The 13190-nt window shown below is 39.3% G+C and carries 15 protein-coding genes and 2 pseudogenes; 12 read left to right on the top strand and 5 right to left on the bottom strand.

The features are described from left to right. Window positions 1-38: 38 nt before the first annotated feature. The 3 genes and pseudogenes from ACH8JV_RS05810 to gmk all read right to left on the bottom strand — a co-directional run bounded on the left by ACH8JV_RS05810 (window position 39) and on the right by gmk (window position 1188). A pseudogene (locus ACH8JV_RS05810) lies at window positions 39-169 on the bottom strand (hypothetical protein). Window positions 170-207: 38 nt separating this feature from the next. Then, window positions 208-486, bottom strand: coding sequence for a DNA-directed RNA polymerase subunit omega (gene rpoZ / locus ACH8JV_RS05805; protein WP_000135049.1), 279 nt, complete (start codon window positions 484-486; stop codon window positions 208-210). Window positions 487-558: 72 nt separating this feature from the next. Further along, complete coding sequence (gene gmk / locus ACH8JV_RS05800) at window positions 559-1188, bottom strand: guanylate kinase (RefSeq protein WP_263614720.1); 630 nt, start codon at window positions 1186-1188, stop codon at window positions 559-561. Between the two features lie 122 nt (window positions 1189-1310). Between gmk and ispH the strand changes: the two genes are divergently transcribed. Beyond that, the gene (gene ispH / locus ACH8JV_RS05795) at window positions 1311-2261 is read left to right on the top strand and encodes a 4-hydroxy-3-methylbut-2-enyl diphosphate reductase (RefSeq protein ID WP_396480102.1); all 951 of its coding nucleotides are present in this window, start codon (window positions 1311-1313) and stop codon (window positions 2259-2261) included. Window positions 2262-2273: 12 nt separating this feature from the next. Here the strand turns inward: ispH and ACH8JV_RS05790 are convergent. Further along, a pseudogene (locus tag ACH8JV_RS05790) lies at window positions 2274-2519 on the bottom strand (hypothetical protein); the annotation flags it as partial. Here ACH8JV_RS05790 and ACH8JV_RS05785 point away from each other — a divergent pair. From ACH8JV_RS05785 to rplS, 11 genes are all read left to right on the top strand, one after another. Beyond that, the gene (locus ACH8JV_RS05785) at window positions 2428-2877 is read left to right on the top strand and encodes a GspH/FimT family pseudopilin (protein ID WP_396520129.1); all 450 of its coding nucleotides are present in this window, start codon (window positions 2428-2430) and stop codon (window positions 2875-2877) included. The pseudogene ACH8JV_RS05790 and the gene ACH8JV_RS05785 sit on opposite strands and share 92 nt — an antisense overlap. Beyond that, a complete protein-coding gene (gene pilV / locus ACH8JV_RS05780; RefSeq protein ID WP_396520127.1) occupies window positions 2874-3374 on the top strand; it encodes a type IV pilus modification protein PilV in 501 nt (166 codons plus the stop codon). The genes ACH8JV_RS05785 and pilV overlap by 4 nt, the downstream gene beginning before the upstream one ends. Window position 3375: 1 nt before the next feature. Further along, a complete protein-coding gene (locus tag ACH8JV_RS05775; RefSeq protein WP_396520125.1) occupies window positions 3376-4413 on the top strand; it encodes a PilW family protein in 1038 nt (345 codons plus the stop codon). Next, a complete protein-coding gene (locus ACH8JV_RS05770; RefSeq protein ID WP_396520123.1) occupies window positions 4410-5189 on the top strand; it encodes a pilus assembly protein PilX in 780 nt (259 codons plus the stop codon). The genes ACH8JV_RS05775 and ACH8JV_RS05770 overlap by 4 nt, the downstream gene beginning before the upstream one ends. A gap of 19 nt (window positions 5190-5208) precedes the next feature. After that, window positions 5209-8892: a pilus assembly protein PilY gene (locus ACH8JV_RS05765; protein WP_396520121.1), complete on the top strand. Its 3684-nt coding sequence runs from the start codon at window positions 5209-5211 to the stop codon at window positions 8890-8892. Between the two features lie 13 nt (window positions 8893-8905). Then, window positions 8906-9382: a type IV pilin protein gene (locus ACH8JV_RS05760; protein WP_396520119.1), complete on the top strand. Its 477-nt coding sequence runs from the start codon at window positions 8906-8908 to the stop codon at window positions 9380-9382. Further along, the gene (locus ACH8JV_RS05755) at window positions 9376-9840 is read left to right on the top strand and encodes a type IV pilin protein (protein ID WP_396520117.1); all 465 of its coding nucleotides are present in this window, start codon (window positions 9376-9378) and stop codon (window positions 9838-9840) included. The genes ACH8JV_RS05760 and ACH8JV_RS05755 overlap by 7 nt, the downstream gene beginning before the upstream one ends. 147 nt (window positions 9841-9987) lie before the next feature. After that, the gene (gene rpsP, locus ACH8JV_RS05750; protein ID WP_000260334.1) at window positions 9988-10239 is read left to right on the top strand and encodes a 30S ribosomal protein S16; all 252 of its coding nucleotides are present in this window, start codon (window positions 9988-9990) and stop codon (window positions 10237-10239) included. Between the two features lie 20 nt (window positions 10240-10259). Then, the gene (gene rimM, locus ACH8JV_RS05745; RefSeq protein WP_396520115.1) at window positions 10260-10805 is read left to right on the top strand and encodes a ribosome maturation factor RimM; all 546 of its coding nucleotides are present in this window, start codon (window positions 10260-10262) and stop codon (window positions 10803-10805) included. 45 nt (window positions 10806-10850) lie between these two features. Next, on the top strand, window positions 10851-11585 hold the full coding sequence (gene trmD, locus ACH8JV_RS05740; RefSeq protein WP_311086517.1) for a tRNA (guanosine(37)-N1)-methyltransferase TrmD: 735 nt from the start codon (window positions 10851-10853) through the stop codon (window positions 11583-11585). Window positions 11586-11821: 236 nt separating this feature from the next. Then, window positions 11822-12190 carry a 50S ribosomal protein L19 gene (gene rplS, locus ACH8JV_RS05735; protein WP_002051668.1) on the top strand — a complete coding sequence of 123 codons (369 nt, stop codon included), beginning with the start codon at window positions 11822-11824 and terminating at the stop codon, window positions 12188-12190. Between the two features lie 53 nt (window positions 12191-12243). Here the strand turns inward: rplS and ACH8JV_RS05730 are convergent, their stop codons facing one another. Beyond that, the gene (locus tag ACH8JV_RS05730; protein WP_263614929.1) at window positions 12244-13185 is read right to left on the bottom strand and encodes a triacylglycerol lipase; all 942 of its coding nucleotides are present in this window, start codon (window positions 13183-13185) and stop codon (window positions 12244-12246) included. Between the last annotated feature and the right edge of the window lie 5 nt (window positions 13186-13190).

Raw genomic sequence — 13190 nt, 5'->3', positions numbered from 1 at the left:
GACCACCCTTTTTCTGTTGCTTAAAAAACTAAATCTATCTACTTCTTAATGAAAAGCATATTGCGGAACTTGTCAATTTTTTCATTTGAAAAAGTGTATTTTTTTTTCAATGAAAATAATTGCTTTTGCCAATATGTTTTAAATATGAAGAAGCCAAATAAAAAACCATCGCAAAGAAACGATGGTTTTTTATAGAAACAGGAGTAATTAGAAAGAAAAACCTTCTAAATTTAAGCTGTTTGTAGAAAGGGCAAGATCAAGACTAGAAGTTTGGTAATCTTGCTCACGTTGTTTAAGAATTTCTTTCGTTACGTGGCCTACAGCGATTTCACGTAAAGCAACAACTGTTGGTTTGTCGTTATCCCATTCTACAGTTGGCTCCATGCCTTGACGTGCCAATTGACGAGCACGTTTACTTGCAACGAGCACAAGCTCAAAACGGTTGTCTACATGATCTAAACAATCTTCAACGGTGACGCGTGCCATAAAAGTTCTCGTTTTGGAATGGTAAATTTGAACAGACTAAATAGTATAAAAGGCTTTCGTTCTAGACTCAAGTTATTCCTGTTTTGGTTGAGGAGTAATCAAGTCTTGAATTAAGGTTTGGTGTCTTTTTGCTTGCTGAGATAGCACTAAACGGTTCGCTGTAATCACAGCTTCAAGCTCATGTAAGGCTTTATTAAAATCATCATTGATAATGATGTAGTCAAAGTTCGTATAATGCTGCATGTCTTCAACAGCGCAGCTTAAACGATGTTCAATAACTTCAACAGAATCTGTACCACGGTTAGATAAACGCTGACGTAAATCGAATTGAGTAGGCGGTAAAATAAAGATTTGTTTAGATTCAGGAAACAGCTTACGTACTTGCTCTGCACCTTGCCAATCAATTTCAAGCAAGACATCATGTCCTTGAGCTAACTGTTGTTTTACGGTTGCTTGCGAAGTGCCATAGTAGTTACCAAATACTTCAGCGTATTCAATAAATCCACCTTGGTCTACTTGGTCTAAAAAGTCATCTTTTGTTGTGAAATGATAGTGAACACCATCTAATTCACCTGGTCGTTGACCTCGGGTAGTATGCGAAACTGAAACATGTAAATTGCTTACACGGTCAAGTAGGGCTTTCACCAAAGATGTTTTGCCCGTTCCTGATGCAGCAGAAACGACAAACAATAGACCCGACATGATATTTTTCCTGATATGATAAAATATCTTCGCTATTGTAGTGTACCGTGCGTTTAAACTGAATAGTTTTAACTGCAAATATTTACGAGAAATTCCCCTGTTTTATTAATTTTGAGGCTGTTATGGAAATTGTGTTAGCTAATCCGCGTGGTTTTTGTGCCGGTGTTGATCGAGCCATAGCAATCGTCAATCGGGCTTTGGAATGTTTTAATCCTCCTATTTATGTACGTCATGAAGTTGTCCATAACAAATTTGTGGTAGATGACTTGCGTCAAAGAGGGGCAGTTTTTGTTGATGAACTGGATCAAGTACCAGATGATTCGATTGTCATTTTTAGTGCGCACGGGGTTTCAAAAGCAGTTCAGCAAGAAGCAGAGCGTCGCGGCCTAAAAGTTTTTGATGCGACTTGTCCGCTTGTTACGAAAGTACATATTGAAGTAACTAAATATGCTCGTGAAGGAACTGAAGCAATTTTAATTGGTCATGAAGGTCATCCAGAAGTTGAAGGAACAATGGGTCAATATGACAAATTAAAAGGCGGTGACATTTATCTGGTTGAAGATGAAGCTGATGTGGCAGCACTTGAAGTCAGACATCCAGAGAAATTGGCTTTTGTTACTCAAACAACTTTATCTATTGATGATACAGCGAAAGTTATTGATGCTTTACGTGCGAAGTTCCCTAAAATTCAAGGGCCGCGCAAAGATGATATTTGTTACGCGACTCAAAACAGACAAGATGCAGTACGTGACTTAGCTGAAAAATGCGATGTCGTACTGGTTGTTGGTTCACCTAATTCATCAAATTCGAACCGTTTACGCGAGCTTGCTGAACGCATGGGTAAAGCCGCTTATCTTGTGGATAATGCTGATCAGCTTGAACAATCATGGTTCAATGAAACTTGTAAAATTGGTGTAACAGCTGGTGCCTCGGCTCCAGAAATTTTAATTAAGCAAGTCATTCAACGTTTACAAGATTGGGGTGCTCAGGCGCCTAAAGAGTTAGAAGGACGTGAAGAAAATATTACTTTTAGTCTTCCTAAAGAATTACGTATTCATGTAACACAAGCATAAAATGTGACTTATTTAACATACTGATTTTAAAAAGTTAAACAGATAATTGTGATATGACAGTTATCTGTTTTTTTATACCCTTTATCTGGTTTGTATTCGTTTTGTAAAAGTAAAACGTAAAATTTATATAGAAATAAAATTTTTAAATTCATTTGGGGTTATGGGGATGAGGGGGATTATTCCGCAAGAAGGGTTCACCTTAATTGAGCTCATGGTGACGATTGTAATGATGGCTATTATTGCAACCATGGCTGTTCCAATGTTTGGGGATATGTTGAATAACCAAAATTTGAATAGAAGCACAGAAGATCTAGTTTCAAGTATAAATCAGGCACGTATGAAAGCTGTAGTAGAACGTAGACAAGTCAAAGTGCAATTAAATTCTACTTATATTGCAGATAGTGACAATCAAATCAATTGGATGCCAAGTGGAAAAGCTCAATTAAAGACAGGATCTGATACCTCCATCATATTTTCGATGTCCGGTTTAGTGAAAGATGCGACCGGAGATACAACTTTTGAAATTTGTAATACGGCGTTCGGTAATAAATCAAAAATTATTAGTGTTTCAAGAATGGGATCAATTCAGTCAATCACAATGGGGACATGTTCATGAAGAGCCTTGGACACCAGCGTGGTATGGGTATGATTGAAATTTTAGTTGCTTTGCTGATTTTGGCAATTGGCATTTTAGGCTTTATTGCTTTGCAGTATAGAGCCTTAGACGCAAGTGCAGAAAGTACTTCGCGTGTTCAAGCAATTACATTGGCGCGTGATCTTGCCGAACGGATTAGAGTTAATCGTAATTCTTTAACTGTATATAACCAGCAACTCCAAGATGCCAGTAAACAAACAGACTTTGCTAAAAATTGCTTTCAAAACAATTGTACTGATACGGAGCTAGCAGATTTTGATGTTGCACAAGTTGTTAATAGTGCGTCTTCTTTAGGCATGACTATGAATATGATTGCTTGTCCACAAACTAATAATCGTCAATGTATTTATATTGCATGGGGCGATACTAGTGCAACGAATGGCACTGGCGTAGGAGATTGTACTCAAGATACTTCATATAACGATAATTCAACATGTGTGATTATGGAGGCCTATTAAAATGAAAAAACATCAGGGTTTTACATTAATCGAATTAATAATTTCGTTAGCCTTAGGCCTCATAATTACTGCTGCTGCAATATTATTATTTTTGTCTAGTCAAAAAAGTTTATCTATGCAGGTAGGTGTTTCTGATGTGCAAGATAATGCAAATTTTGGCCTTAACTATTTAACTCAAGATATTCGCCTTGCAAACTTAAATAATCCAAAAGCGGTTATTGATGATCAAACTGCTTATGGTGGTATTGTCTTAACTTCTGCAATTAATTCAGCTAAAGATGCTGCTAATGAGCCTCTTAGTAATCTTTATAAAACTATTGTTGGTGTAACTGCTAATCCTAATCTACTTTCTCGTAGTCAGGGGGATAGTGTTGGTAGTGGTAATACTTGGACTGGAGCATCAAACGTCCAAAGTAATGGAAGTGATATTGCTAGTGACCAACTCGTTATTCAATATATACCGCAATATACAATTGATACTAAAGGTACCGCAACTCAAGCTGATGATGAATATATAGGCGGTACAGATTGTGAAGGAAATAATCTGAATTTCCCTCTTGCTAGTGGCCGTCAAGTCATAGTCCAACGATATTTTTTACGTAAAGACGATAAAAATAATAGTGATGAACCTAATCAACCTTTAGCACTTGCTTGTGATGCTGGCTATTACCCTCTAACAGGGAGCCCAACTGCTATAACTCGTTATGGGGATGCAGGTGAAATTATAATGAAACGTGTGGATTATTTTCGGGTTTTACTGAATGTCCAAGGAAATTCTGGGCGACGTTATATTTCAATACATGATTATTTAAGTTTGACTGCTCCTCGTCCACGTATTGTTTCAGTCCAAATCGGATTATTAACACGTTCATTGCAACCAGTCGGTGCAGAAGTCGCAATTAAAGATGACCAACAATTTTCAGTATTGGACCAAACGATTACAGTAAAAAAGCCTACGAATGCGACAAAAAAATATGTGCGTCAAGTGATATCACAAACCATTACCTTGCGTAATGTAATTGGGGAGCGTGGGAAATGAAACTGAAGCAGGGTGGCTCAGCGTTAATTGTTGTACTCATTTTCTTAGTTGCAATTATGATTATTGGCACAATAGCTATTCGTAAGGGTTTGATTAATTTAAATATAGCGACGAATAGCCAAGTGCAGCAATTGATATTGCAAAATTCAGACGCTTCTTTTTTTCAAATAGAGAATCCAACTAACTTAATTCAGAGTTTAAGTGCAACGGGTCTTTTCGGTTATATCAGCAATGCAAATGACAAAAATAAGGAATTAGTCTTTTGTTATCGCGGAGATCAAAGTGACTTTTTTAATATTGGACGTGCCAGCTTAATGCAGTGGATAGACGGAAATAGTGCACCTACTAATAATGCATTAGGTACCGATGGTTATTGCGATGCAGTCGATACAACCAATAACTGGTTTACCAGTGGTCGTAGGGCAGTTATGACTCAGATCGCAGTTAAATTTTCGACTGTTGGGGAGGATGACCCATTTTATGCTCGAACTCGTGGTCTTGATGAAAAAGAAGGACAAGTCCAAGAAGCTAAACGAGTCAAAGTATTTGCTGTGTCATTAATGCCAAGTTTAAGTAGTGTTAGTCATGCTGATATTAACAAATGTCTACAACAACACATGAGTGAAGTGACACTTCCAGATGGAACGGCAGCGCCAGATGTCACTAATAAATCCGACTTAGATAATCCTTTAAGATCAGTATCAGAGTGTTTAACAAGCTTAAATGTTCCATTTACCACCAATGTCACTGAATACACTATTGCACAAGATTTTTAATTAATTGGGGAAAATAATAATGGATAAGAAAGACTTAAAGTTTTCATATCATCCAAAGCTTTTAACAAGTGCGGTAGCTGCTTTATGTACTGGGTTAGTAGCGAGTAGTGTAAGTCAGGCCAGTGATATTGATATCTATCAAAAAGCAAAAGCTGGTGATATTACTTTAATGTTTGTATTGGATATTTCAGGTTCTATGGGATATCCGCAGCTACAAAATAATGCCAGTGCATGTGATATACCAAATGATGTTGTACAAACAGGTTATAACAATGTGTTGTCGAGTAATGGAGTTGCAGAATATAAGCGTTATTACTGTACTGCTACTGCTCCAACTTACTATTATATGAAGTCGGGGACATCTTGGTATAGCTGTGGCAATTCGAGTTCGCAAAGTGATTGTACAATTAAGTTAAAGAGTGCACCTTCTACTAGTGGTTTGACCTCAATGTCTTCAAACTATAATAATACTTATTACTATAAGGCCGGTCCAAATACTCAATATCCTGACCGTATTACTCGTGTAAAAGATGGAATGATTGATTTACTTAACGGTAATAGTAGCAAAGGAATTTTACCTATTTCGGATGATAAGTTGATTGGCCTTACAACTTTTTCTCGTCCAACACAATTTAATACTGCTGGTGAGCCGACTGCTGCAGACAATTTAACGGGGCAGGTCCGTATTCCAGCTCGACGTTTAGATGCAGTCGTAAATGGTAAAACTCAAAGAAGAATACTAATAGAAGAAATTGCAAAACTTGGTGCCAGAGGCGGTACTCCGACAGCTAATGCTTATGCAGAAGCAGCGGCTTCTTTAATGGGTACCACCACTCAAGGACTAAGTAATAGTGGTTTTAACTATGCTGGTACAGGTGCAACCAGTGGAGGGAGCTATGTACGTCCCGATAGTATTACTAAACAAATGTCAGGAAGTACTACACAGTGTAGTGGTCAAGGTGTTTATGTTTTAACTGATGGTGATCCAAATGGAAACTCTTCAGCATCAGGATTAATGAAGAAAGCTTTAAGCGGTAAAACATTTGCTTGTACGGATAGTGATACAGGCTGGAATTGTATTCAACAGTTTTCACAATTTTTACTAAACAATGGCAGTAATCCTGTTGGATTAAAAATTAAAACGGCTGTTGTTGGTTTTGGAAGTGATTTTAATATTATTCCATCTTTTAATAGGTCGCTTTCTTTAGAAGAGAACTTGGCAAATATTAACAACTCTACTGCATCGGCAAATCAAAAAGAAGCTGCGAAATGGGGTGTTAATGCAAGTGGTGGTTGGTATTCTGGTTCAAGCTCTCAAGACGTTGTAAGTAGTGTAAATGCATTTCTTGGAGATTTAGGCTCTGAGATTCCAGCTGTAACTACAGGTTCACCTACTATTCCTAAAGATAGTCTTAACCCTGCTGTATTACAAAAACAGGCTTATTTCCCTCAGTTCCAACCGACTCCAGATAAAAACTATCAACTTTGGGCGGGTAATCTCAAAAAATATGCAGTAGTTAATGGTATTTTAAAAGACCGTGATAATAGTACTTTAATTAGTACAGCAACTGCTACAAAGGGACAAATACTTCCAAATCGTGACTTTTGGGCATATACCGATAATGACAGTACAAATGATAATTCTGATTCCAATACGCCTGGGAGTAATAGCTACACTCTAAAAGGAGGAGCGTGGTCACAGTTACTCCTAACAATGAATCAAACAACACAAGAGAATCGTAATCTTTTGACGAATCGAAGTGCAGACGGTTCAACGACAACAACTCTAAGACAAATTAAAAAGTCCGATTTAACAGATACGACGTACCAAACTGATGGGAAACGTGGTTATTTAATGGCGTTGCTTGGGTATCCAATGACTGTGACTCAAGCAAAGGATCCTGATCATTTAGTTCTTAATGCTACTCCGTCCACTTCTTTAAGACAGATTGGTGCGTTAATGCATTCCTCACCACTATTAATTACCAATAGTGGTCAAATTACGTATACAAATGGCGTAATTGATACTCAAAATCGTGAAGACTATGTCTTATTTGGCACAACACAGGGGCTTTTACATATAGTTAAGGCTGGCAAAAATGATAGTACTTCTGTGGATAGTAATGGCGGAAAAGAAGTATTCACCTTTGTACCAAATGAAATGATCGAGAAACAACCCGAAGCATTTTTGAAAAACGATGCCATGAATGGAGGGGTCGATCAATTATATTATGGTATTGATGGACCTTGGGCTAGTTATACTCAGTATGTATTAGATGGTAGTCGAAAAGGACTCACTGTCGGTAAAGGCTATGGTTCTCAAGAAGGGAAGCAGATCGTGTATGGCGGTTTGCGAATGGGAGGGCGTAGTTATTATGCACTCAATTTGCAAGATATGAGTAATCCAAAGTTACTGTTCCAAATATCTCCTGATGAACAGAAAACCTATTATAACGGTACAACTACTACTTATGCTGCATTAAGTAATATGGGCCAAAGTTGGTCTAAGCCGAGTATTGGCTGGGTAAATTGGAAGAAAAGCGATGGTAAAACTACTGAACGTAAACGAGTAATGTTTGTTGGCGGTGGTTATGATGAAGGCTATGAAAGTGATACCTATAACCCGAGCATTAGCCAAGGTGCAGGTGTATATATGTTTGACGCTGATAACGGTAAGCTCCTTTGGTGGGCTAGTGCTAAAGCGACTACAGCTCAAGGTGCCGAAGCTTATACTCAATCCAATAATTTAAAATATAGCGTAGTAAGTGAAATTCGTACCGAAGATCGAAATGGTGATGGTTTGATTGATCATCTTTATTTTGGTGATTTAGGTGGTCAACTATTCCGTATCGATTTAGATAACACTGCAGCAACAAATGCAAACTTTGCTAAACTCCCACAATTATTATTGAATTTAAATAATGGTGCTGCTAGTCCACGTTTTTATGAAATGCCTGCATTTTCAGTGTATGACTATAATGGCACAACGTTTGCCGTTGTTTCTATTGGTAGTGGTAATCGTAGTAAACCCTTAGCTCAGTATGCCTCGGGCCAAGGTTATAATTATGATGCGGTATATAATATTTACGATAAAGATGTAGCAGATAGAAATTTATATAAAGCTGATTTTGTATATCAAACTCCAATCACAAATACTAATCAATTGGGGGAAATTACTAATTCAAATTGGAATACATATGATGATGGTGCAGTCGCTTTACTTTCTGCTACCCGTGGATGGTTCTATCAATTTAAGTCCACCAATATTCAAGATGCTAAAGTGTTTTCAACACCAATCGTATTAAATCATCGTATGTTTGTTTCTACTTTTGATGGTGGAAAAGCAGGTATGTCTGGAGATTGTGGAGCAGGAGTAAAAGGCGAAAGCTTTTTAAATCAGTTCTGTATGCCTTTTGGACAATGTAGCCAATCTACTCTAGCAGCTGAAAATGTTAGTGTTCAGTGTGCGCCTGGTACAAGTTGTTCACAAGGGGCGGGTATTCAAGATACTACTGTTGTAGATGATGGTGGTAGCGGTGGCGGTGGCGGTGGTGGCGGCGGCGGCGGTGACGGTAATGGAAGTACTAATAATAAGAACTATTGTGTAAATATGGGTAACCGTGGTGTCACCACTATCGGCGGTATTATTGCCTCTAGTAGTAGCAAAATGTGTTTAATACCACAGCGCTGGTATGTCCGTTAGGAAGGGATAGGTGATGAAACGTAAATTCACGTATTCTTTGGGCTTCACTCTTATTGAGCTAATGGTTGTGGTCGTGATTGTTGCTATTTTTGCGGCAGTAGCAATCCCTTCATATCAGGCCTATGTTTTGCGTGCTGATGCTTCGCGTGCACAACAGCAAATGCAACAAATAGCAGTACAACTTGCTCGTCAAAAAGCTAGAAATTTTAATTACAAAGGCTTTTCTATGGGTGCTGCATCACCTGTAAATTTGCCTATGGGAGCGACTGGTAGTGCTATTAAATATAAAATAACGGTACGCGATGGTGACGATACAACGAAACCTTTAACAGATCCTACAGCTTTAGGGCAAAACTGGGTGATTCGAGCAGAGGCTTCCGATCCTAGTAATTTTACTTATTTGTTTGGTAGTAACGGATTACGTTGTAAAAATAAAGCCACTAGCAATGTTACTTATATAACTTGTGGCACTGGAGCTGAGACGTGGTAAATAAAATAAAGGGTTTTACCTTAATTGAGTTAATGATTGCTGTAGCAATTATTGCGATTATAGTAGCGATAGCTTACCCCTCTTACCAAGAATATATCCGCCGTACCAAGCGTGTGGAAATGCAAGCTACGCTGCAACAGCTTTCCATGCAGATTCAGCGTTATAAAATAGCTAATTTAAGAGTTAGTGGAGCAACCGCTTCAGCCTTAGGTGTCCAATCATCTTATCCTATACAAGACACAGCTCTTTATACAGTAAATTTGACTCCAGTGACGGCAGGGGCTTTAAATGCGGAAACATGGATATTGACTGCGACGCCGATTGCAAATACTCCACAATCTGGGGATGGGCATATCGTCTTAAATTATCGGGGTGAGCGTTGCTGGACAAAGGGAACCGATATTAACAGTGGTACAGCTTGTGTTCCTTCTGCAACTTCGAATTGGGATGGCAAATAAATTTAAATTCAAAACTGCGGATAACTCAAAATTTAATCTTTCTTTCAGGGTAAAAATCACGTAGAATGTCGCCCTCTATGAAAGGGGTTTGAAGTGTTGCCGATGGTCGGCGCAGGGATAATCCGTAAGAATTATAAGGCTTTTATCATGGTTGTTATTCGTTTAGCACGTGGCGGCGCAAAAAAACGTCCATTCTATCAAATCGTTGTGACTGATAGCCGCAATGCACGTGATGGTCGTTTCATCGAGCGTATTGGTTTCTTTAACCCAACTGCACAAGGTCAAGCAGAAAAACTTCGTTTAGATGCAGACCGTTTTGCTCACTGGGTTTCTCAAGGTGCTCAACCTTCAGAACGTGTTGCTTCTTTAGCTGCTCAAGCTAAAAAAGCTACTGCATAATTTTTTGTAGTAGGTAGCCCATGACACCAACACAGAATGTTCCCGAAGATCGTATTCAGATTGGACAGTTACGTTCAGCTTATGGATTGAATGGGTGGCTCTGGGTGTATTCCAATACAGAACCTATGAGCAACATGTTTGACTACTTGCCTTGGTACATTGAGACCAAGGCCGGTTGGCAAACAATAGATGTAAAACGTTGGAAACCACATGGCAAAGGCCTAGTTGTCGCTTTGAAAGGTGTGAGTGATCGCACTGGTGCGGAGAGCTTGGTTGGCGCTAATATCTGGATTGCTAAATCTCAATTGCCAAAAGCAGATGTAGATGAGTACTACTGGTCAGATTTAAAAGGCTTAACAGTGTTAGGACTCGATGATGAACAGGAAGTTAACTTAGGGCAAATTCATGAGTTGTTTGAAACTGGAGCTAATGATGTGATGGTTGTACGCGCTACACCAGACAGCATTGATTCAGAAGAACGTATGATTCCTTGGCATAAAGATGTGGTACAACGCGTTGATCTTGAAGCTGGTCGCATTTACGTCAATTGGGGCGTAGATTATTAATCCTTTTTAGAGGATTAACGCAGCAGGAAAATAGAGGAGTCTGCGGTGTTTTTTGCAGTCATTACGCTTTTTCCTGAAATGTTTGAAGCGATTACAGCGTACGGGATTAGCGGACGTGCAGCAAAGCGTGATATTGTGCAAGTGACTTGTATTAATCCACGTGATTTTGCTGAAGGGAGTTACCGAAGAGTGGATGAACGTCCATTTGGTGGTGGTCCTGGTATGGTAATGATGGCTGAGCCGCTGGCAAAAGCAATTAACCATGCCAAACAACTTGCTTCGCAAGCAGGGTGTGTTCATGTACCTGTGGTGTATATGTCTCCACAAGGCAAGACTTTAAATGAACAGGCAGTACAGCAGTTTGTTGATTATGACGGCTTAATTGTATTGTGTGGGCGTTATGAAGGCGTCGATGAACGTTTAATCCAGCATTATGTTGATCAGGAATGGTCAATTGGGGATTATGTTTTATCTGGCGGTGAACTACCTGCCATGGTATTGCTTGATAGTATTATTCGCCGTTTGCCGAATGTAATGTCAGATGAGCAATCAGCGATACAGGATTCTTTTGTAGATGGTCTTCTAGATTGTCCACAATATACTAAGCCAGACCAGTTTGAAGGGTTGGATGTTCCTGAAATTTTAAAATCAGGGCACCATGCCAATATTGAAAAATGGCGCTTTTTGCAGCGATATCAACGGACTTTAGAACGCCGACCAGAGTTGGTAGAAAAAGTAGAGTTGACTAAGCAGCAGAAGAAATGGCTAAAAGATACATAAGAGAATGGTGGTAATTCTTAATTGCTATTCTCAGGAACGAAAGTTCTACAACAAGACGAGAAGCAATGCTTCGAGTTAGAAGCATAAATCTATTTTTACTTTATAGATTTATGTGTACTTAAGGCTCTTTACGGTTGTCGTAAAGGGAAAGTTAAACGGGTTGATATGCGCTTTAGCCTCTATCCCCAGCGGAAAATCAGACCTCTTCTGACTCCGCACATATGGAGATTCCCACAATGAGTGGTAAACATCCTTTAGTTCAAGCTGTTGAAAATGCACAGTTAAAAACTGACCTTCCTGAATTTGCTCCTGGTGATACAGTAGTTGTTCAAGTTAAAGTAAAAGAAGGTGACCGTGAACGTCTTCAGGCATTTGAAGGTGTTGTAATCGCTAAGAAAAACCGTGGTTTGAACTCTGCGTTCACAGTACGTAAAATTTCTAGCGGTGTTGGTGTTGAGCGTGTATTCCAAACTCACTCACCAGTTGTTGCTAAAATCGAAGTGAAACGTCGTGGTGACGTTCGTCGTGCTAAACTTTACTACCTCCGTGACTTGTCTGGTAAAGCTGCACGTATTCGTGAAAAATTACCAGCTCGTAAAGCGTAAGCTTATACCGAGTAAAAAAAATGCGCCTTTTGGCGCATTTTTTTGTTTAAAAATTATAGTCCTTGAAGTTTTAAACGATTCGCATGTTGGCGGTAAACCGACACAGGATCTGCTGCAAAAATAGAACGTATCCCCATAATTTGATTAACTTCATCTAAATGATTCCAGTTGTAATCATCACGAATAGTTTTACCAAATTTAGCGCTACATCTAGAAACTAGACCATCATTATCCCCAAATGGGTCGACAACCAGACTGCTGCCTGTTAATGCAATATCAAATGGATCTAATGGGTTGGTCAGTGCCTTATTGCCAGAGAAGGAATACATATAAATACCTTTCTCTTGATAAGCACCCTCACCACAAGAAGTGGTCGGAACACCCATAGGAAATTGTGCATTAAACTGTGCTGAGCCTTGAGTTGATAGACTATGAGCGCCCGCTAAAGAGTCATGCGGATAACTGGTTGGATCTAGGCCCTCTGCCCAAGTAATCGCTGCTGAAAACCAGTTTACTAATGTTGCCAGTCCAGACAGAGGAGTACCCTCAACGTTCAGGATGACATCTGCCATAGGAGATCCTTTGTGAGGTGCTCCGATAGTAGTAAGTGAAGCAACTTTCTCTGGCATGATACCAGCGACATAGCGAACTGTTGGTCCTCCGTGACTATGTCCGATTAAGTTGACTTTAGGTTTTCCCGTAATAGCAATAATTTCTTCTACTTGTTGGGCAAGTTGTTCTCCGCGAACTTCGGTTGAGTTAAACGGTGAAACCCTTGTTGCCCAGACATTTCCTCCGTTACGAGCAAGGTCTGGAAGAATCTGATACCAATAATCGAGACCAAGCGTATCTGTTCCAACTCTGCTAAAACCGGCCATACCATGGTTAAAAACTAATGGGTATTTGGTTTGGGCATAATTCGAATAGACAAAAGAGCTTTTTACTTGCTCTGCATTTGTGGCATGGGTTGCTGAAACACTCAGTCCTGAGAGCATTGCAG

The sequence above is a fragment of the Acinetobacter sp. ABJ_C5_2 genome, from assembly GCF_044538485.1.
GTDB classification, from domain to species: Bacteria; Pseudomonadota; Gammaproteobacteria; order Pseudomonadales; family Moraxellaceae; genus Acinetobacter; species Acinetobacter nosocomialis_A.
The sequence above is the reverse complement of the archived record's forward strand: the minus strand, read 5'-3'. Positions and strand labels throughout refer to the sequence as shown.

What these genes read in the sequence shown, in the direction of transcription:
- rpoZ (WP_000135049.1), bottom strand. Translation starts at nt 486, where the DNA reads ATGGCACGCGTCACCGTTGAAGATTGTTTAGATCATGTAGACAACCGT.
- gmk (WP_263614720.1), bottom strand. Translation starts at nt 1,188, where the DNA reads ATGTCGGGTCTATTGTTTGTCGTTTCTGCTGCATCAGGAACGGGCAAA.
- ispH (WP_396480102.1), top strand. Translation starts at nt 1,311, where the DNA reads ATGGAAATTGTGTTAGCTAATCCGCGTGGTTTTTGTGCCGGTGTTGAT.
- ACH8JV_RS05785 (WP_396520129.1), top strand. Translation starts at nt 2,428, where the DNA reads ATGAGGGGGATTATTCCGCAAGAAGGGTTCACCTTAATTGAGCTCATG.
- pilV (WP_396520127.1), top strand. Translation starts at nt 2,874, where the DNA reads ATGAAGAGCCTTGGACACCAGCGTGGTATGGGTATGATTGAAATTTTA.
- ACH8JV_RS05775 (WP_396520125.1), top strand. Translation starts at nt 3,376, where the DNA reads ATGAAAAAACATCAGGGTTTTACATTAATCGAATTAATAATTTCGTTA.
- ACH8JV_RS05770 (WP_396520123.1), top strand. Translation starts at nt 4,410, where the DNA reads ATGAAACTGAAGCAGGGTGGCTCAGCGTTAATTGTTGTACTCATTTTC.
- ACH8JV_RS05765 (WP_396520121.1), top strand. Translation starts at nt 5,209, where the DNA reads ATGGATAAGAAAGACTTAAAGTTTTCATATCATCCAAAGCTTTTAACA.
- ACH8JV_RS05760 (WP_396520119.1), top strand. Translation starts at nt 8,906, where the DNA reads ATGAAACGTAAATTCACGTATTCTTTGGGCTTCACTCTTATTGAGCTA.
- rpsP (WP_000260334.1), top strand. Translation starts at nt 9,988, where the DNA reads ATGGTTGTTATTCGTTTAGCACGTGGCGGCGCAAAAAAACGTCCATTC.
- rimM (WP_396520115.1), top strand. Translation starts at nt 10,260, where the DNA reads ATGACACCAACACAGAATGTTCCCGAAGATCGTATTCAGATTGGACAG.
- rplS (WP_002051668.1), top strand. Translation starts at nt 11,822, where the DNA reads ATGAGTGGTAAACATCCTTTAGTTCAAGCTGTTGAAAATGCACAGTTA.
- ACH8JV_RS05730 (WP_263614929.1), bottom strand. Translation starts at nt 13,185, where the DNA reads ATGCTCTCAGGACTGAGTGTTTCAGCAACCCATGCCACAAATGCAGAG.